The 19,144-nt window shown below is 38.8% G+C and carries 19 protein-coding genes and 1 pseudogene; 10 read left to right on the forward strand and 10 right to left on the reverse strand.

Annotation, left to right across the window (positions count from 1 at the left end):
* Positions 1-451 precede the first annotated feature (451 nt).
* On the reverse strand, positions 452-1,030 hold the full coding sequence (locus MCY_RS05595; RefSeq protein ID WP_007347403.1) for a hypothetical protein: 579 nt from the start codon (positions 1,028-1,030) through the stop codon (positions 452-454).
* 3 nt (positions 1,031-1,033) lie between these two features.
* Positions 1,034-1,288: a hypothetical protein gene (locus MCY_RS05600; protein WP_007347404.1), complete on the reverse strand. Its 255-nt coding sequence runs from the start codon at positions 1,286-1,288 to the stop codon at positions 1,034-1,036.
* A gap of 154 nt (positions 1,289-1,442) precedes the next feature.
* Here MCY_RS05600 and MCY_RS05605 point away from each other — a divergent pair, with 154 nt between their 5' ends.
* The 4 genes from MCY_RS05605 to MCY_RS05620 all read left to right on the forward strand — a co-directional run bounded on the left by MCY_RS05605 (position 1,443) and on the right by MCY_RS05620 (position 3,024).
* On the forward strand, positions 1,443-1,736 hold the full coding sequence (locus MCY_RS05605; RefSeq protein ID WP_007347405.1) for a DUF6127 family protein: 294 nt from the start codon (positions 1,443-1,445) through the stop codon (positions 1,734-1,736).
* 131 nt (positions 1,737-1,867) lie between these two features.
* Entirely contained in the window at positions 1,868-2,209 is a 342-nt protein-coding gene (locus MCY_RS05610; RefSeq protein ID WP_007347406.1) for a hypothetical protein, read from the forward strand.
* A gap of 87 nt (positions 2,210-2,296) precedes the next feature.
* The gene (locus MCY_RS05615; RefSeq protein WP_007347407.1) at positions 2,297-2,530 is read left to right on the forward strand and encodes a hypothetical protein; all 234 of its coding nucleotides are present in this window, start codon (positions 2,297-2,299) and stop codon (positions 2,528-2,530) included.
* A 56-nt stretch (positions 2,531-2,586) separates the two neighbouring features.
* Positions 2,587-3,024, forward strand: coding sequence for a lysozyme (locus MCY_RS05620; RefSeq protein WP_007347408.1), 438 nt, complete (start codon positions 2,587-2,589; stop codon positions 3,022-3,024).
* Here MCY_RS05620 and MCY_RS05625 read toward each other — a convergent pair.
* Genes MCY_RS05625 through MCY_RS05640 form a run of 4 tightly spaced genes read right to left on the reverse strand, consistent with a single transcriptional unit; the run spans position 3,021 to position 9,261 of the window.
* Positions 3,021-4,394: a DNA methyltransferase gene (locus MCY_RS05625; RefSeq protein WP_007347409.1), complete on the reverse strand. Its 1,374-nt coding sequence runs from the start codon at positions 4,392-4,394 to the stop codon at positions 3,021-3,023. The two genes, MCY_RS05620 and MCY_RS05625, sit on opposite strands and share 4 nt — an antisense overlap.
* Entirely contained in the window at positions 4,378-6,285 is a 1,908-nt protein-coding gene (locus MCY_RS05630; protein WP_007347410.1) for a DNA methyltransferase, read from the reverse strand. The genes MCY_RS05625 and MCY_RS05630 overlap by 17 nt, the downstream gene beginning before the upstream one ends.
* A complete protein-coding gene (locus MCY_RS05635) occupies positions 6,273-9,056 on the reverse strand; it encodes a DEAD/DEAH box helicase family protein (protein WP_007347411.1) in 2,784 nt (927 codons plus the stop codon). Before MCY_RS05635 ends, MCY_RS05630 begins: the two co-directional genes overlap by 13 nt.
* Complete coding sequence (locus MCY_RS05640) at positions 9,049-9,261, reverse strand: helix-turn-helix domain-containing protein (RefSeq protein WP_007347412.1); 213 nt, start codon at positions 9,259-9,261, stop codon at positions 9,049-9,051. The genes MCY_RS05635 and MCY_RS05640 overlap by 8 nt, the downstream gene beginning before the upstream one ends.
* A gap of 92 nt (positions 9,262-9,353) precedes the next feature.
* Here MCY_RS05640 and MCY_RS05645 point away from each other — a divergent pair, with 92 nt between their 5' ends.
* The 6 genes from MCY_RS05645 (at position 9,354) to MCY_RS10365 (ending at position 12,580) form a co-directional block, all read left to right on the forward strand.
* Positions 9,354-9,704, forward strand: coding sequence for a hypothetical protein (locus tag MCY_RS05645; protein ID WP_244427270.1), 351 nt, complete (start codon positions 9,354-9,356; stop codon positions 9,702-9,704).
* 29 nt (positions 9,705-9,733) lie between these two features.
* On the forward strand, positions 9,734-11,425 hold the full coding sequence (locus tag MCY_RS05650; RefSeq protein WP_193352217.1) for a TM0106 family RecB-like putative nuclease: 1,692 nt from the start codon (positions 9,734-9,736) through the stop codon (positions 11,423-11,425).
* A gap of 36 nt (positions 11,426-11,461) precedes the next feature.
* Entirely contained in the window at positions 11,462-11,668 is a 207-nt protein-coding gene (locus tag MCY_RS10325; RefSeq protein ID WP_155887022.1) for an AAA domain-containing protein, read from the forward strand.
* Positions 11,649-11,894, forward strand: a complete 246-nt coding sequence (locus tag MCY_RS05655) for a hypothetical protein (RefSeq protein ID WP_007347415.1) — start codon at positions 11,649-11,651, stop codon at positions 11,892-11,894. The genes MCY_RS10325 and MCY_RS05655 overlap by 20 nt, the downstream gene beginning before the upstream one ends.
* A gap of 137 nt (positions 11,895-12,031) precedes the next feature.
* A complete protein-coding gene (locus tag MCY_RS10360; RefSeq protein ID WP_019224188.1) occupies positions 12,032-12,190 on the forward strand; it encodes a hypothetical protein in 159 nt (52 codons plus the stop codon).
* Between the two features lie 45 nt (positions 12,191-12,235).
* Positions 12,236-12,580: an AAA domain-containing protein gene (locus MCY_RS10365; protein WP_196793433.1), complete on the forward strand. Its 345-nt coding sequence runs from the start codon at positions 12,236-12,238 to the stop codon at positions 12,578-12,580.
* 1,356 nt (positions 12,581-13,936) lie between these two features.
* Here MCY_RS10365 and MCY_RS05665 read toward each other — a convergent pair.
* The 4 genes and pseudogenes from MCY_RS05665 to MCY_RS05680 all read right to left on the reverse strand — a co-directional run.
* On the reverse strand, positions 13,937-14,716 hold the full coding sequence (locus tag MCY_RS05665) for a hypothetical protein (RefSeq protein WP_007347416.1): 780 nt from the start codon (positions 14,714-14,716) through the stop codon (positions 13,937-13,939).
* Positions 14,717-14,816: 100 nt separating this feature from the next.
* Entirely contained in the window at positions 14,817-15,980 is a 1,164-nt protein-coding gene (locus tag MCY_RS10245) for an LbetaH domain-containing protein (RefSeq protein ID WP_007347417.1), read from the reverse strand.
* A 90-nt stretch (positions 15,981-16,070) separates the two neighbouring features.
* Positions 16,071-16,712 carry an LbetaH domain-containing protein gene (locus MCY_RS05675; protein ID WP_040296504.1) on the reverse strand — a complete coding sequence of 214 codons (642 nt, stop codon included), beginning with the start codon at positions 16,710-16,712 and terminating at the stop codon, positions 16,071-16,073.
* Between the two features lie 1,587 nt (positions 16,713-18,299).
* A pseudogene (locus MCY_RS05680) lies at positions 18,300-19,144 on the reverse strand (type ISP restriction/modification enzyme); the annotation flags it as partial.

The following is a 19,144-nucleotide window of genomic DNA, read 5'->3' on the forward strand; positions in this document are numbered from 1 at the left end:
ACAAAGCATGTGATGAGTCAAAGTTTTTAAATCTCGGCGGGAAGAGATTATTTCGGTAATCCATCCGCTAGTTGCTTTAAGGTGTTTCTTAGGCACCTGATTTAGTTATTCATATTGTTGCCACATTATCAAGTAGCAATATAATCTTTTTATAAAAACAATCATAGATTGTACAAGGTGTATATTAATGCACATTAAATTTGTTATTTATCAATGCGCTATGTGTACAATGTACAGTCAATTTGAAAATTCTGTCGCTAGCGATAATTCGCGCTAGCCTGCCCCGCAACGAAGCCAACCCGCTGGGAAGTGCCTTTTATATTGATTTTATTGACTTTTTTATGAAAAAACAAAGCATAAATGATGATCTTTTTTTAAAATTGCAATAGGAATATGTAATGCTTAAACTCATAAGGATATGTCAGATATAGATAAAGCTTGATAACATGATCTAGCCTTTCTTGTTGGCAGCATATTCTTGACGTTTAAGTTGTCTCTGTATGTTTTCAGTTAATCTTTCATTGGCATATTGTGCAATAGCACTTGCAATTTCTGGCTTGGACATCACTTTAGCAATTGAAGGTCCTTCTTGTTTTGCAATGGGGAATTGGTCTCCATCATCTCTTTGAAACATATTCCCTCCCATTTTTAATTCAACACGCTTTGGAAAACTGCCTCCCTTGATAAAACCATAGGGTAAGATTTCTTTCTTTCCAAACAGTGTGTAAGTTACGCCGCGTTTTGTTTCGTTTACTTTAAAAAATTTAAGAGGTATTGGTGTTCCAGAACCAATGATATCTGTCTCAAGAAACCTTGCTGTAGCCTTTTCTTTAATATAAACACCTCTTCTTATACGCTTTATTTGGGTTGATGAGATGTCAGCAACTTGCTTTTCAGTAAAGCGTTCAACTTGTTTTGCTGCGGTGTTTAGAGCATTACGCAGAGCCCAATGAAGGCGAGGGGCTTGAAGGCTTGTGAAGGTATCTTTTACCTGTTGAAGATACCATTTTTGGTGGATAATTAATTTCAACTTTTAAGCCTTTTTGGGGGTAGATGTTGATGGCTTGGAAGCTTTAGGTGCTTTTGGTTTTTCGAACGAGGGTTCCTCTGTTACTGTTTCAGATGATGTTTGGTTGGCTTCTTGTTTTATCTGCTTAATTTGTTCAACTACCTTGTCAGGCTTTATTTTTGTTTTAACATCAACAAAGGGTTTAGCAGCATTTGCACGCTTGAGACGTGCGTAGACTTGATGAGAAATCTCAACAACTCGAGAGCTGCAGGAGCGCACACATATTGCCTTTGGTGCTGGTGAGAAATGAAGCACGCTGGCCCGCGTAACGGCTGTTCGGCTTCGCGGTGAGCTGTTTTAAATCAGTGCCGTTGCTGAAAATCCGGTCGTACATACCGCCGACCAATAACCCTTAAAAACAGGAAGAGTAATCATGACCGCTGATAACCATCAGCGGCAGGACGATATGGTGTGTCTGCCGCGTACAGAATTTGAGTCTCTGCTGGAGCAAGCTGCCTGCCGAGGAGCCAGAAAAGCCTTAAAGGAAGTGGGCTTGGCAGATGAAGAGGCTGCCAACGACATCCGCACGCTGCGCGATTTGGCAGGCTCAATCAAAACCATGCAACGCACCTTTCTGCAAACCGTTGTGCGCTGGATCACCATTGGTGTTCTGGCGCTCTTAGTCGCGGGTGTGGCTGCAAAACTTGGACCCTTTACCCCTAAATAAACAGGAGAAAAACTCTGCTGATATTACTTGGAAGCCTTCTGAGCTTTTTATCATCTGCGTTTCCGGATTTTTTGAAACTCTGGCGTGATCATGCCGACTGTAAACATGAACTCGCCATTCTGGATCGACAAATGGAGGCGCAACGCCAAGGCCATACGCAGCGCCTTGAAGAAATACAGGTGCAGGCAGATGTGGCAGAAAGCGAAGCGCTCTATGCTCATGCCAGCCAGCCCAGTGGGGTGAAATGGGTTGAGGCTCTGCGTGCATCTGTTCGCCCGCTTATCACCTATGCGTTTTTCATTCTGTTCGCCACCGTCAAAACCGCTGCACTGTTCAAGTTATTGGATCAGGATGTCGGAATTACCGACGGACTAATCGCCGTGTGGGATGCTGAAACACAGGCATTATTTGCCGCTGTCATGTCCTTCTGGTTTGGTCAACGTGCCTTAGCCAAGTTCCGCTCAAATCCTTGAAAAGCAAAATCTTATTCACTTGATAAGTGCCCGGAATGAAGCGTTACTGTAAGTGTAAAAAGTAATTGAAAATAGGGAGATAACACCATGAGCAAACTATTTTATAAGGCCGTGATTGAAGATGTTCAAAATAAGAAGTACACCGATGCAGAGCTTGAAGCACTGCTCGATGCTTTTGAATACACGGTCAAGAAAATAGCCACCACACTGGCCCGTAAAGCTTGGTACGCACTGGAAGATTACGCCACGGCCAAGCAATACGACATTGATCGCTTTACGCTGATGATTGAGCGCAAAGAAATCCTCGGGCAATGGCAATGACATGGCGCTTTTGAATATGGGAGCAAAAACCTTAAAGTTATAGGAACACTGGAAAAATGAGACATATAACACAAAACGGATTTGACCTGATCAAACAGTTCGAGGGCTTCTCTCGGACCGTTTATTTTTGCCCGGCTGGCTATCCCACAATCGGTTATGGCTATGTTGTGAAAAACGACGAGGACTTTTCGGCAGGCATTGATGAAACACAGGCTGAGGAACTCTTGCGCCAAGATGCCCAGATCGCAGAGCGTGCCGTCCTGCGCCTAATCAATGTGCCGCTGACAGATGGCCAATTCGATGTGCTAGTGTCATTCATCTACAATCTTGGCAGCGGGGCACTCCAGGGTTCAATACTGCGCTGTAAAAACAATCGTGAGGAACACGCCGAAGTACCAGAACAGTTCATGAGCTGGGTTTGGGCGGGCAGACGTAAGCTCAAAGGGCTAGTTCGGGGTAGATATGCCGAATGCTTGCTTTATCAAATACACTAGAGTGGTTTTTCTAGTACAATTATTGTTTCTCTAAGCAGCTCTTTGAGTCTTTGGTTCATTTTCAGCTGCTGGCCAGATGTGCTAGCTCTTCGGCAAACAATCATTTCCCTTACTTTGAAACCTGTATCTTCTGCTATCTTAGCTAGGAGTGTATCTGTGGGTATGGGTATTCCTACATAAGCACTTTGGTCGACAACGATGTGCATAAATCCGCCTTTTAATAAAACATCGTAGCAGTTTTCAATAATTGTTCGCATATCATAAAAATATGATCGAAGCATACCCGGCACGAGACGTGTACGACTGTCACGCTTGCCAGTCATTCTCTCTTTTTCAGGAATCTTTTTTTCGATTTCAACACACAGCATATCAACTAAATCAATATCAGTTGTTTTTTCAGCAGACTTGTTAATTCTATAGTTTCGTACAAGCCTTTCCCTGTATTTGCCAAGTTTGCTTAGTAGAGAATATTCTCCAAAAACAATTTCCAGCTTATATGATTCAAAATAATCGAATGAATTTGCATAGGGCGGAGAAAATATAATAGAGCCAGCGTGATCGCCAGATATGGCACTTAAACTCAACTTTCTTGCATCAAGTTCTACGCCACGTGCTAAACTGTCCTCATTGTGTGGGTTCTCTTCATAATCAATCAGTATTAGTTGCAGCTGGTCCAAGAAACGCTTTTTAATGTCGCCTACAGGTGAAGGTCTTGTTGCCAGCCCATTACCATCACGTTTTCGATTAGAACAGTCCTCCAAAATTGCTAATAAACAAAAATTCAAAATGTTGAATATGCGTTTATTTGATTCTTCGTGAATGCGGCGCTTTATTTTAACAAGTTCAGTAAAGTTGCCTTGATCAAAATATTTACTAATTTGATCCTCATACTCGTTGTATTCATATTTTTCATGGTCAGTACATTTATTCCAATTATTTATTATCTTATGAAGTTTCTGCAGTTCACCTGTAGATAAAGCGTAAGATTTGACTTCTGTAGATAATATTGCGAAAGGATTAACGTCTAGGCCGACAGACGAAATGCTTAGCTCTGACGCTGCTACAGAGGTTGAACCTGAGCCGCACATGGGATCAAGAACAATACCGCCAGAAACGTTTGGGTATCTGGATAAAATTTCTTTAACAAGATCTCCTGCATAACCTTCGCGGTATCTAACCCACCTGTGGTATGGCTGTAATTTTGAAACAGAAGTGTTAACTAGTTTTTTAAAGAAAGATTCTTCATTTGAAACATTATATTTTTCTTCTAGATCTTCTAAAGATTTACAGAGTTCTGTAGATGAAAATGTATCTTCCAGATCCGACCATATCAAACGTGGTTGATTTTCTGATTTAGCAAGCTGCAACATCCGCTAAGCTCTCCGTTTCTTGATTAGTTCTTAGATCTATCCGCGCATAGGCTTTTTCTAGCAACATCGAATTAAATTCGTTTTCGATATCCTCAATATTTGCTCCATCTTTAATCTGACGTATTAGGCAAAGGGCCGAGTTAGCATAAAGCTCAACTAAAAATTCCCCGAATGACACACTGCAGTCTTTTTCTTGAAGCTTTAACATCGTATCATTGAGACATTCATTGAAACTGCCATTATAGTCTTTCTCATTAGGCAGACTTTTCTTGCTGAATGTATAAATAAAATCACCCTGTGGAGTTCCATCGTGACGGAGGTGCGCCGTATCTCGATAAGCATGAATGGCTTCTTGGTAAAAAATCCCTTCCGGTTCAATATGAAATCCTGCATCCAAGGTTGCTTTGATAACGGCATACCATGCTCTAATATCTTTATTGTTAAAGGTGTAAACCAAGCAACCGTCTGATTTTAATACACTATTACATTTTTGAAAAACGCCGAGTAAAAGTTCATAGTAATCGGAAAAATCTTTCTGGTAGGTTTTATTTTTTGTTTTTCTGTGAACAACGGCTTCAGAGGCAAGCTTATGCTCTGGAAGTGGAAACTTAGTTCTGCCTTCTAACCAGACCTGCCAAAAAGCACACAATTCACCATATTGGACATTACTTCCATATGGTGGATCAGTTATAATCATGTCGATAGAACCATCTGGGATATCGACCTGTTTTGAATCCACGCATTGCACCATGAAGTCTGCAGAACCCTTTTCAAGGTTTGAGAAGTTCAGAGTACTTTTCTTTGAATTAAATCTAGAATCTCGATCTTTTAGGCCAGACTTGATCGCCTTTAATCTATTGTCAAAATATTCAAATGGATTGGCTTCAATAAATTGATTTGGTATCCAAAACGCATGCTTTGCCCACGCAACAGGTCTTCCATCCATCCAAGATGAAGTTGAGAAGTTCATGTTGTTGGTGTACCTGATTAATGAACTCAATATAAATATTAAAAAATCATACTCGGGATCACTCATATCTTTTTGAATTTTAAGCTTCTTGGCCATTTCAAAAAAGCTCGCCGAAATCAAAAGGTTTCTAGGGGTGAAAAAATCTGTAAATTTCATAAAGCCTTTTCTATGAAGACAGTCTTCCTGTTGTCGGTCCCATTCAGCCGGAATTTCAAAATCAGGAAAATGAAGTCCTAAACTAGTTTTTAATTTCTCTAGGTTTTCACTATATTGTTTATGTTTCTCAATATCGTCTCTAGATGGTTCCTTTGCATCATGTGCTCCGCATTTCTTGCATCGATATCTTAAGCTAATTATTTCACTGGAAATTCTGGGAGCGTCTGCTGCCTTAATATTTGAGCTGCAATGGTCGCAGACATATATGCCATTCTTTGGTTTTCCAGCATCGTTAAGCGCTTTATTGTCATTACGAAAGGATGTGTTTTTGCTACAATGTGGACACTTTATTAAATATGCATGCTCTATCCAACGAACATGTGCCTTGTTGTTTTTGCAGTCTCCGCATTCTGTTGTAAAAGAATCTTCAAAATGACCTTTAACCATTTTCTTAAGGTCAAGTGCATAAGAAAGAATTTTAGCGGCATCAACGTCACAAACTTGGCAATACTGGATAAAAGAGGCTACCGGATTAACATCGGTCGAAACAATTTTTCGATTAAGAGTTAGCCCTTCAATTAAGGTGACGCCCCCTCCACCAAATGGATCAAAAATTATTTGACCTTCCTTCGTATAAAAGTCGATGAGTTCACGAAATATATTGTGAGGTCTTCTCGCGAAATATTTATGCATTTTATAAATCGGAGTGTGACCAAGTGACTTTACATGTTTGCTAAAATATTTTTTTTGATTTATTTCACCCAAAGCGTATCTCCATAATCTTTATTTATGTGTTTTTCTGACTCCGCAAGGAGTGACGCTAGGAACGCTTCTTTTTCCTTTATTATTAAAAAGATATTTTTATTTGAGGTAAAGCACTCATCAAAGATTTCTATGTGCCGCATAAGGTATCGATACTGGTTTCCAGCTGTAGTACGATCTGTCCATACATTATTGTACGAAAAAGCCTTTTCGTATCTTGAATTTAAGTCTTTAAGTATCTCATTCTTATTTGCTTCGTTTGTAAGCAAAATATTAGGGTATGCAGCTTCTATTTCCTTGGCAACCGATATTGCAAGTTCTAAATCAGGCTTTCCATCATTGAATTGAATTGAAAATAAGCTGTACAAAAACTGGACGTAGTTCAGACTCTTTATTTCAAGCATGAAGCTAATCGCCTCCCTATATGGAAAGAGAATACCGTCTTTATGTTCTTCCCTGTACAAAAGAAACTGGTTTCTAAGAGCGTCTAAAAAGCTTATATGGCCTTGCTTGTACAAAAGGCCTAGTTTACTTAATTGGTATTTGTTTCTCTCTACTTCATGAAGGAAGCCGACCCTTTTACAGTGAGATACATTGTTATTGTTTATTCTGATCTCTTTTGACGTGTATATTGCATCAGGGTTATCAGTGATAATTTCAAATGTCGGAGCTATTAAGCTTTCTTCTAATTTTATCGGTGTATAGTCACAAAGTGTCTTAAAAATACGTGTGAAGTCGCCTTTTCTTTCATTTTTTCCAAGTTTACTACCGACACCTATGGTACCCGTTGGGTTTTTATTTACGTTTGCAATTCGTAGCAAAAGCGCATCTTCAAAGTCCGAAGTGTTCAATTCCGTTGGCAGATTTATAACTACTTTTCCCGGAACAGAACTACTACCTTTTATTCGACCTTTTGCAGCAGCCAAATTGATTGAATCGATCCATTCTGCAAGAGCTTCATCTTGATCTCGCATAGCTTGAATGAGATTAAATAAAGCTTCAAATCCAGCTCCAGAAAGTACATCTTCATCTTCTTGATCGAGTAACACAGGAATGATTATATACGAAAGCCTGCCTGTTTCTCCAAATTTCTGTCTTACAGCACGACCGACAGCCTGCACAATGTCAATCATTGAACCTTTAGGGTCAGCAAAGAAGACAGCATCAATTAGAGGAATATCTATTCCTTCAGTCAAGCAACGAACATTTGTGATCACGCCCAGTTCTGAGTCTTCAAAATTTTGTATTATCTCAGCACGATCTTGAGCAGTCATGGCTCCGTTGATGTGTGCAATAGCAGTCTTTTTATCACCAAAAGAGCTCTCAGCAGACAAGCGATTTGCAAAATCGCGAGATTCAGAAATCTTAGAGTGAAATGATATAACCTTTGTTAATCCAAGATCTTGTATGGATTTCTTTAGCAAGGCTATTTTATAAATATTTTGAGCAGTTTCTGTATGACTATCATCATCAGTCACATAAACATTTTTTTTTATAAGTTTATTATATTCAGAACTGCTAATTCCCGTAAATACAATGCGATAATCTGAGATAATATTTTTCTCTATTGCTTCACCAAAAGTAAGCCGGTGAAAAACATCACCATAGATACTTTTATCATTCATAGAAAAAACAGAGAGATTATGTTCTTCGAGTTTTGAGCTTAGTTTTGGTCTAACGAGGCGCTCTGTAGCGGTAAGAAAAAGTTTTTTCTTTGTTTTAATGGCAGCATCGTCAAGAGCAATATTAAACTGAGAGTTTGAAACTCCTGCAGTTCTGTGCGCTTCGTCATAAAAAGCGATATCGAATGAAAAGCTATTTTCATTCTCGGATAGCGCATTCTTTATTACTTCCGCAGACTGATATGTACTAAAAATAAACTTCTTTTTATTAGAAGGCTGGGCAATAAAATTACGTACAGCTTCTGCTGAGGTAGTCACAGGTATATCAATATCGCCTATATCAATGTTATTGCTATCAACTTCTGCATCAATTGTTTGATCACTGCAAACGCACAAATACTGAAATGGCGATGAAGACTCAGCGGACCACTCTTCCAGTGCTTGCCTAACAAGTTGCAGGCTTGGGGCAAAAAATATTACGTTGTCAGCTTGAAGATGCTCAAGGGTCCACAGTGCAATGAGAGTCTTTCCTATTCCACAAGCCGCAATGAGCTTTCCTCGATCACTTGATGAAAATCCAGAAATAATATCTTGAAGTATCTCAGATTGATATGGTCGAGGACTCTTCTTATCTCTTTCAATCTGAATATTTTGAGAAATGGCAGCCTGATATAAAGAAGAAAAGAAGTCTTCGTCCAAAGAGGTAAATCGGTCAACTAATGCACTTAGATGCCCGGTTTTTTTATGAGCTACATTCGGTAGAATGTGGGTGTTAGAAATAATTAACCTGTAATCAGCGTACTCTGCTTCAGCCCAAAATGTTGAAAGTTCGCGTGATGTAAGTGCTGCTCGCCCAGACCGGAACTTGGCTTGCCAAGCGATATAATCTCCTGCATTGTTGATAAAAACTCCATCTACGCCATAGTCTGTTTTCTCCAGACGAAGCTTATCAACAACATGCTTTGGAAACGGACGGTTATCAACAATTGGGCAATATATCTTTTTAATCTGATGTAAGTCAGATAAGAACTTCAAATAAAAATAACAGAAATATTCAAACGCATCGCCTTTAGCTTTGTTGTCACCAATAGCCTCAAGCGTTCTCTCAAGAGAATTCCAATCGCTGTATTTTGTCTTAAAAATATCAATCATCTTTGTTGGTTCTTTTTTCTTTTGATTGTTCGTTAACGCCTTCTTCTATCCACTCTTCGAGCTGCTCTCGTTTGAAACGCCAAGCTCCACCAACTTTGAACGCGGGCATCTTCCTGTCTGACAGGAGTTTATAGACGTGCCGTTCTGTTACTTTTAAGTAACGGGCCACTTCCTCAACTGTCAGAATATCGTGCTCGTCAGACATGCCTTCTCATTTGTAATTTGGTCATTAAAATGTAGAATATTCTAGAACGTTCATAAGCACAAGGGCAATGATAAAAAATGGCAGGGATGTAAGTGCAGCGATACGGTAACGATCAGATTCTCTACTTACCATCGGACTTGGTCACCTTTTTGGGGTGTCACCATGCGAGCTTCTTTGATGTGAAGGCGCTGAGCGAGAGCATGGACAAGGCCGAAGCCAGTACCACAGCTCAGCTACTGCAGCAAAAAGGCTTGGAACATGAGGCGGCGTATCTCCAGCAGCTTAAAGACGAAGGTAAATCCGTCGTTGAAATCCCTAAAGACCGCAATCTGCAAGATCGTGCCCAGCTAACACGGGGTGATGCTGACTTTCTGATTAAGTGCGATACGTCGTCAGACTTAGGGGATTTCAGCTATGAGGTGCTGGATACCAAACTGGCGTGAACGGCTGAGCCCAAGCATATCATGCAGCTTTGCGTCTATTCGAGCTGCTGACTGATCTGCAGGGATTGCGCCCGGCTGATATGCATCTGTTTCTGGGCGACCATGAAAAACACAGCTTCCGCGTGGCTGATTTTTTCTATTACTACACCCGCGTCAAAGGCCGCTTTGAAAGTTATCTGCAAAACCTGCCTGCGGACTCATATCCTGAGCCTTGTGGCCATTGCAATTTCTGCCCGTGGTGTGATGGCTACAAAGCGCAGTGGGAGCAAGATGACCATTTAAGCCTTGTAGCCAACATTCAGCGCTCACAGATGGACAAGCTATGGAAGGCTGGTATCCACACCGTTGCAGAGCTTGCCGCCCCTGCACCTGACACCAAAATCCCTGATTTGAGCTGTGATGTATTTTTACACCTGCGCTCCCAAGCTGTCCTGCAACACCACAAAGCCACCACTGGCGAGAATAAATGCGAGATCATTCCGTTTTCTTTGGGCAAGGGCTTTACCTGTATGCCAGTGCCGGATAATGGTGACCTATTCTTTGATATGGAAGGCGATCCGCTTTACCCAAATGGCTTGGAGTATTTATTTGGGGTGTATTATTTCAAAGATGGCAAGGAGCTGTTCCTTCCGTTCTGGGCGCATGACCATGAAGAAGAAAAAGAAACCTTTAAGTGCTTCATGGGTTTTCTGGTTGATCATCTTGCTAAACACCCACATGCCTATATCTATCATTACAACCACTATGAAACCACAGCCCTGAAACGATTGGCCTGCCATTATGCGGTTTGCGAAGAGCAGCTGGATAATCTGCTTCACAACCAGAAATTCATTGATCTGTATCTGGTGGTGCGTGAAAGCATCCGCATCTCTGAACCCGGCTATTCCATCAAAAACATGGAAACTTTCTATATGGACAAGCGTGCCAATACTGTGGCGACCGCCGCCGATAGCATCATCGTCTACAACGAATGGCGTGAAACAGGTGCCGATGAATTGCTGCAAGAGATTTCTGATTATAACGAGGTGGATTGCGTTTCCACGCATTTGCTGCGTGATTGGCTGCTGACACTTAAGCCGGAAGATGCGCCGTGGTTTAAGGGCCTTCCGGAATATGCCGAGGAAGAAAAGCTACAGCGCAAGGACTGGGAAATCGAATATGAGGATTACCAAACCAGCTTTGGCGTGATCGAGGATAACCCACCGCTGATCAATGAGCAGCTATCGCATCTGCTGGAGTTTCATAATCGGGAAGCCAAGCCGCAATGGTGGAGCAGCTTTGAACGGCAGAACAAATTTGAAGATGAGTTGGTTGACGATACGGAATGCCTTGGTGGCTTGCGGCAAGTTGGCAGCTCCGAGCCTGAAAAGCGTTCCCTGATATACAGCTATCGCTTTCCTTCACAGGAATACAAGCTGAAGGTCGGCGCTCAGGCCGTTGATATTGCTATCATGGAAAATGCAGGCACGATTATTGAAATCGATGAAGATACCTGCCTTGTCAAAATCAAGCGCGGGGCCAGCAAAGAACCATTGCTGGAAAGCCTATCAATTGGCCCACCGGGACCGATTGACAGCAAGATCATCCGCTCTGCTATTTACCGCTATGCCGATCATTATGCTGGAAGCGCCAGAAGGCACTCATGTCGCGACAAAACTACTGGCGCGAAATGTACCACGCATTCAGGGCAAGCAGTCGGGCGAAGCGGTCATCACCTCTGATGATCTGCAAGGCGATGCGCTGGAAGCCATCGCGGCATAGATAACAGCTATCTCTTTATCCAAGGTCCACCGGGCGCAGGTAAGACTTATACCAGCAGTCATATCATTGTGGACCTGATCAAACGCGGCAAGAAAATCGGCGTTACCTCCAACTCGCACAAGGCCATTCACAATTTGCTGGAAAAAGTGGAAAGCGTTGCTGCTGAAAAAGGTGGGAACTTCCATGGCATCAAAAAAGCCTAGCAGCGGTAATGATGAAACCGTCTTTGATGGGCAATTCATCCGCTCAGAAACCAAGACCGAGAATATGAGCCTTGGTGCTGATCTGTTTGCGAGTACCGCATGGATATTTGCTAGCCCGCACTTTGATGGTCAGCTGGATTACCTGTTTATTGATGAGGCCGGACAAGTTGCGACCGCCAATGTGGTGGCGATGTGGCCACAGCGACCAAGAATATCATTCTGGTAGGAGATTAAATGCAGCTTGGTCAGCCTATTCAAGGCACTCATCGAGGCGAGGTTGGATTGTCAGTGCTGGAATTCTTGTTGGGCAATCATTCCACTATTCTGGCTGAGCGCGGCATCTTCCTTGGCTAGACACGCCGTATGCGTCCAAGCATTTGCCAGTTTATTTCTGATGCCTTTTATGATGGTCGTCTGACTGATCATGAAAGCACTGCTGAGCGGGGCCTGAATCTGCAAGTCGTTGATTTGCCCAATGCAGGGATTGTCATGATCCCGGCAGAGTATGAAGGCTGCTCATAAAAAAGCGTTGAGGAAGGCGAGATCATCAAAATCAAATATGATACCTTGCTTGGCCAAGAGTTTACCGACCGTAATGGCATCACACGCCCGATCACCGAGGACGATATTCTTGTGGTTACGCCATATAATGTGCAGGTCAATTATCTGCGCTCCATCCTGCCGGACAATGCTAAGGTCGACACCGTTGATAAGTTTCAAGGCCAAGAAGCGCCGATCGTGCTGATTTCTATGGTGACATCCAGTGTCGAAGATCTGCCGCGCAACATTGAGTTTCTCTACAGCAAGAACCGTTTGAATGTTGCCGTGTCATGCGCACAGTGTTTGGCGGTCGTGGTCGCTAATCCAAAATTGCTGGAAATACCAGGCGCCACACATTACATAAAAACATAGAAAAATCAATATATTATGTAAAATAATTTTATATACACCCCCTTCAGAATCCACATTTTTATGCATGTTTAAATTGATCATTTTTTATAGAAGATTGCCATGTATGAATAGATCATAAAAAGAAGATCATGATGCAAATATTATAACGCATGGGGGCATTCAAATGAAATGAAAAGCCGATATCATTCATAACAGTTTATAAATTTTATGATACGTTTTTATCATAGTACAAATCACATTGTTAAAAATTTAGTCGTTTGGAATTATCGATAACATAAATCGCATACGTTTAAAGATTATATCTTGTTTTAAAGATTGGTTTGTTAATCACATGATAAAAACATAAAATTATAGTTTTCAAAATTGAGAAGCGCAAAAACTAAAGAGTGTTATAGCAATATTAGATCATTCTATAAGAGGGTAATCGTTTGAAACTGTTATAAGGTAAATTGTATCAAAAGATACGCATTTATAGAAAATAGAGATCATATAATTTTTCCCCAAATTGGGAAAAACCTTTAAAATGGCATTAAAGAAATTAACTGTTTGAAACTGTCATAAGCTTATAGGTTTAATTTATAAAGATTGCATAAAAGGATTAAGGACAAGATCGCTTTTAAAATGCTGTCTAAAAGTTTAGAAAACGATAGGCAGGCATTATACAGACCCTATCATCACAACAGTATGAAATTCAAAGCGTTATATCTTATGAAATCAAAAGTCTTTTAATGAATATATTGCAGGCTAGTCTTTAAGAACGGAATTATTCGCTTCCACAAAAAAATGGAGACAAATAATACCACAGCAGTAAAATACTATTTTACCTTAGATATGATACTAAAAAACGTTTTAAAAGTTACCATTTAAAAGCACAGAGCACAAATATAGAGCGATTAATTTGCAAAGAAGTTATATTTGAGTGCAAAATAAAAAGATACTTATGATAGCTTCTCTAAATGTACGTTTAAACGTTTGAAACATAAATGAGATCTTTATAAGAAACGTTTGAAATGGATGTTAATAATAATTTTTAAAACCTTCCATTTGATAAAAGCGTTTATAAAAAGCTGTTTTGAAAACCAACGCTCGTAAATGTAAAAACGTGTTTTGATAAACCTACCAAACGTTTTGATTTGTTTGATAAGTTTTAATCAAGAGACTAAAGCGCTTGCGATATTAATACGTTTTGTATACAGGTTTCATTACTCCATTATTGTTGATTCATATAGATATTTGAAAGCCGCGTCATATCAGTTGGTACGGCTTTCTTTTTGAATTCTCTCTTTTATGATATGTTTATACAAAGCATTTTATAATGCGTTTATAGCCATAAAAGCAGGCGCCCCATACCTGTTTTTATTCTGTTTTATCAACACTCTTGACGACATTATCCTTTTCATAAACCTCATAATCTTGATCAACGACCCTTACAATGCTTTTTAGATCGATTTTTGCTTTACCATAGGCACGCCCATAGACCTTTACACAACCAGAGATTTTTGCATTGCCATAAACAGATCCATAAACTTTTGCACGCCCACTCACATGGGCCTTGCCATAAACAGAGCCATGAAATTGTGCATGACCATTAATAACAGCCTGATCATAAATTTTTGCACTACTGTAAATACAAGCAGAGCCAAAAACCTTTGAATGCCCATAGATTTTTGCATGATCATAAACCAAAACGCTATGAGAAACGCGCGCATGATTATAAATATGGGAATTGCTATAAACGATGACGTGATCACAGACATGAGCCTTGCCATAGATATAACCAGCCACATGGGCATTGCCATAAACACAAGCATGGTCATAAACTTTAGCATATTGAGAAATTAAAGCCTTTCCATAGATCTCAGAATTGCCATAGACATGCCCACGCACATGAGAAAGATGGCGTACCTTTGCATGATCCGAAACATGAGCATAGCCATAAGCACACGCCTCATCATAGACCCAGCAATTGCCATCATGAGAGAGGTTGGTTTCATCTTCAATAAAGCCCCCTAAATCCCCCGTCTTAACATCATCAAAATCTTTTAAAGCACGAATGCGATAAAGGTTTGTAATCTTTTTAGTAATCCGATCTTTAATTTGTTTAATTTCACTGGTTAGTTCATATTTTTTACACATAGAGATACCCTCACAATCTAATGTGATAAACGTTTGATAAAATTATGAAATGGAAAAATTTGGTTTGAAAGCAGGCGCCCCCACAACGCCCATGCTTTATTTAAGCAGCTTCATTTATGGTTTTGTTATTATTCCCAAGATCATCATAAATTTTTTGATTGCCATCAACTATAGCATTGCCAAAGATTTTTACTAAGTAACAAACATATACATTGTCAGAAACGACGGCATTATCGTAAACATGAGCAGCCCAATCAATACGAGCAGAGCCTAATATTTTTGCATTGCCATAAACAAAGCCCTTTACATAAGCATTATCAGCAATTTTCGCATTATCAGAGATTTTTGCATCAAAAACGATATTAGCTTTATTACAAACAAAGGCATTGTCATAAACTTGACCACGAACGATAGCATTGTCATTAATTTTTGCATTGCCATAAACATGAGCATTTGCACCGAAAACCCATGCATCATCATTAACAACGGCATTGCCATAAACTTTAGCATTTCTATTAATACAAGCATTATCATGTATTTTTGCATTATCAGAAACGACAGCTTCCCAAAAAACGGTAGCATTATCATAGACCCAGCAATTGCCATCATGAGAGAGATTGCTTTCATTTTCGATAAAACCACCTAAATCACCCGTCTTTACATCAGCAAAATCTCTTAAAGCACGTATGCGGTGTAAAGTATGACCAGCCACACAACGCGTTTCATTCGTAAATTCGTATTTTTTTGTTATAGGTAAAGAGACACAAGCGTCATCAGAAATTTGAGATGCAAGATTAATCGTTTTATTGTCTTCAATACGTGTATACCAATTAATAAAAGCATTCCCATAGACTTTTGCATTGTCTCTTATAACAGCCTTATCACATACAGCGGCGTTATTAAAAACACGAGCATGTTTGTAAACAAAAGCATATCCAAAAACCAAGGCATTATCATGTATTTTTGCATTGTCATAAACACTAGCAAAATCAAATACCTTTGCATTATCACAAACCGTTGCATTATCGAAAACACGAGCATAATTAAAAACAGTAGCATTATCAGAAACAAGAGCATTATTATAAACACAAGCCTCATTAGCTACCCAGCAATTCCCATCATGTGATAAGTTACTTTCCTTTTCGATAAAGCCCCCTAGATCCCCTGCTTTAACATCAGAAAAGTCTTTTAAAGCTTTAATGCGATAAAGAGTATGATTACTAATTACACGTGTCTCATTTGTGAGTGCAAACTTCTTTTGCATAACACAATTCCTTTATATATAGAGATTTAAATTTTAGAATGAAATGTTTAAAAGAGGGGCGCCCCCGCCGCGCCCGCGCCATTATGTTATTTACGCAGCGTCTTTTAGTGACTGGTCATTATAGACAATTTCTTTATTACAGACTTCAATATTATTGCGAACCCAAGTATCACCTTTAATAACCGCATTGCGAAAAATCTTTACATTCGCAAAAATACAAGCATATCCGGAAATTTTCGCATTATCATAAATTTTTGTATCATTAAAAACACAAGCGTAATAATGAACCTGAGCATTACCAAAAATATGAGCATCCGGATAAATACGTGCAAAGCCATACACATGAGCATTGCCATAAATATTGCCAGCCACAACCGCCTTGCCAAAAACCCTTGCATCTTCATAAATACAAGCCATATTGTTCACATGGGCATAACCACTTACAATGGCATTATCGTAAACCCTTGCATTGCTATAAACCTTGGCTTTACCGCCCACCCAGCAATTGCCATCATGGGATAAATTACTTTCACCTTGTATAAAACCGCCTAAATCACCTTTTTTGACGTCTCCAAAATCTCTTAAAGCTCTAATTCTATGAAGGGTTTTAAAGCCAACCTCAATTGTTTCACCTGTAAATTCGTATTTTTTTGCAGGCCGTTGTTTATTAACAGATGCGGTTTCATTTGCAATGTTAGAGAGAACGGGGGTGTTTTTTGATATATTTGTCATATTTAAAGCCTTACGGGTTAATAACGTTTTCATTTGACACTCTATAAGAGCATCGGGCGTTGAAAACACGGCCGTAAGTCCGTTGTTACGCTTTTCTCATAAGAGTATTGTATGGCATAACCACACCCGACAAAATTCTCATATACTAACAAAAGCATAAAAGATAGCCAGTATTTTAAAGACATGGGAGAGGCTGTTTCGTAACCTATCCGCTTACGGTTTAAGCGTTTTCATCACTTGAGTATTTATATAACAAAATACGTATTTATTGTCAAATAATATTTTATCTTTTTTTGATATTTTTTGTATTTTTTAAATGCATTATGTATTGATAATATCTTATGCTTATGAATTGCGTCTTTTATATTTATGAGCTTTTAAAGCTATATTATAGGCTTTCTGAAACAATAGCGTTCTTTTTTGAATCTATACATTTATAATATTTAGAAACGCTCTCATAATGCGTTTTTTTAACTTTATAACCTATCAGTTTTTTCACTAAATGATTTTTAATTTTTTTGTGAATTTTGTTTATAACACATTTGCAACTTAACAGCTTTTTATAGGAACTGTTTTTATAACCAATGCTTTCATTTGCATTATGATTATAAAACCTTGCTGTTTTTACACCTTCTCTATAGCTGTTATCTGCTTTATAGCCACCGCATCATTTTTCATTTTCATAAGAGAAACGATAAATAGGATATAGGATAATTACGATTTATAGACTGTTATGAAAACACTTATGAAAACATTTCAATAGAAACTGATAATTATAGGGATCAGTAAAATCCCTTTTAATAGGCTTTTGTCAGTTGTGTCAGTTTTGTCAGTTCCTTTTAGACCCTCTATTATTTTTTTTAAATGCGTAAAAACTAAAAACATTATATTTCAATAGGTTAATTTCTTTAAAACACAACTCATATCAAGAGTACAATCTTTAAAGATAACCAATGATATGAATTGATTAAAACCTGTCAGTTATGTGTCAGTAAATTAAACTGACAAAAGTGATTATTTTAGTGAGTAATGAAAGCGTATCTTATAAAAAGCGTATGATCCTTTAAAGCTTTCAAAAGATAGCTTGTAACTCATAAGAAATGCTATCAAGATCATTATAATTATGAGTTTCGAGGGTTTTGGGGGTTTTGGGGGTGCTTTTTATAGATATTATTTTATTTTTTTGAATCTAAAATAAAAGTTACGATATTTCAATATGTTAATGTTTTAACTAAACAACTTATATGATATGCAATACGTAAATACAATCTATAATATATATTTAAAAGGGTTTTGTAGGGGTTTTGGGGGTTTTAAGAACCGACAAAACCTATAAGTAATATAAGAAAATGAATATACATAACTCTCTTTAAACAAAGCTTTTGAAAAGGATTGTCATTTTAGATTACGATATAATCTTTTAAAGGCAATCCAAAGTACAGTGTTTAAAAATGCAAGCCTTATCTTTTAGAATAATGCATATTAGGATTGTATCTAATCAACTTCACAAAAGAGATATAGATTATGGTTATAAGCTCTATACCCCTTATGCGTTTATCATACCCAGTATGTGAGCATGTTTTTAAGTTATTCAGTTTCTCTAATTTCCAATTTTGGTAGTTTTTTCACGATTTTTATGGTTTCTAAATTACGGTAATAACCCTTTGAAACAATTCCAATGGATAAGCAGGGTTGCCAACGGTTTCAATAGCATAGTCACAATGCCACTCTTTTTATCAGTCTTAACGCATTGACGCCCCATAACCCATTCAAGAGCGGGTTTACCATTGACGATATACTCATAAGCTTCAAGAGGGATGTCTGTTATTGTGATATTGCCATTGTAAATAACCGTTGATTTATCTTTCTCTTTAGCTGCTTTTGCGAATTTCATTTCAGTCACGTAATAGAATTTTTCAGGATTAGAGATCTCTGTCTGTTTTGGATTACCCTTTTTAAAGGTCACAGGATAAGGTTCTATGCTTTCGTAATTCACGTGCAGATGACCCAATTCACGCCCTGCTGTTACGAACTTCCAAAAGTCATCAGCAGTTTTTACGCAAGGAATACGAGGCAATTCTTTGCATAAATTATCAGCATAACGAGAGCGATAATCTTCCGAATGCAAAATTCCATAAACGTAATAGAATAGATCATCTTTTGTTATGGTTTCATTAGGGTAAGCAGCTTTAAAATGTGTTAATCCTTCATCAGTAATAGCATCACGTCGTTGTAAACCAGCTGTTGTGCTGTCTTCTGTAAATAAATGGGATTGTTTTTTGTTTTTATTCTTTGAAACTGGAGTGTCTTCGTAAATATAACGTGGAAAGCATTGACCATTTTTTATAGAAGATTGGCATGTATGAATAGACCATAAAAAGCAAATCATGGTGCAAATATTATACTGCATGGGTGCATTCAGTGAAATGAAA

It is taken from the genome of Bartonella rattimassiliensis 15908, from assembly GCF_000278215.1.
In the GTDB taxonomy this organism is placed as follows: Bacteria; Pseudomonadota; Alphaproteobacteria; order Rhizobiales; family Rhizobiaceae; genus Bartonella; species Bartonella rattimassiliensis.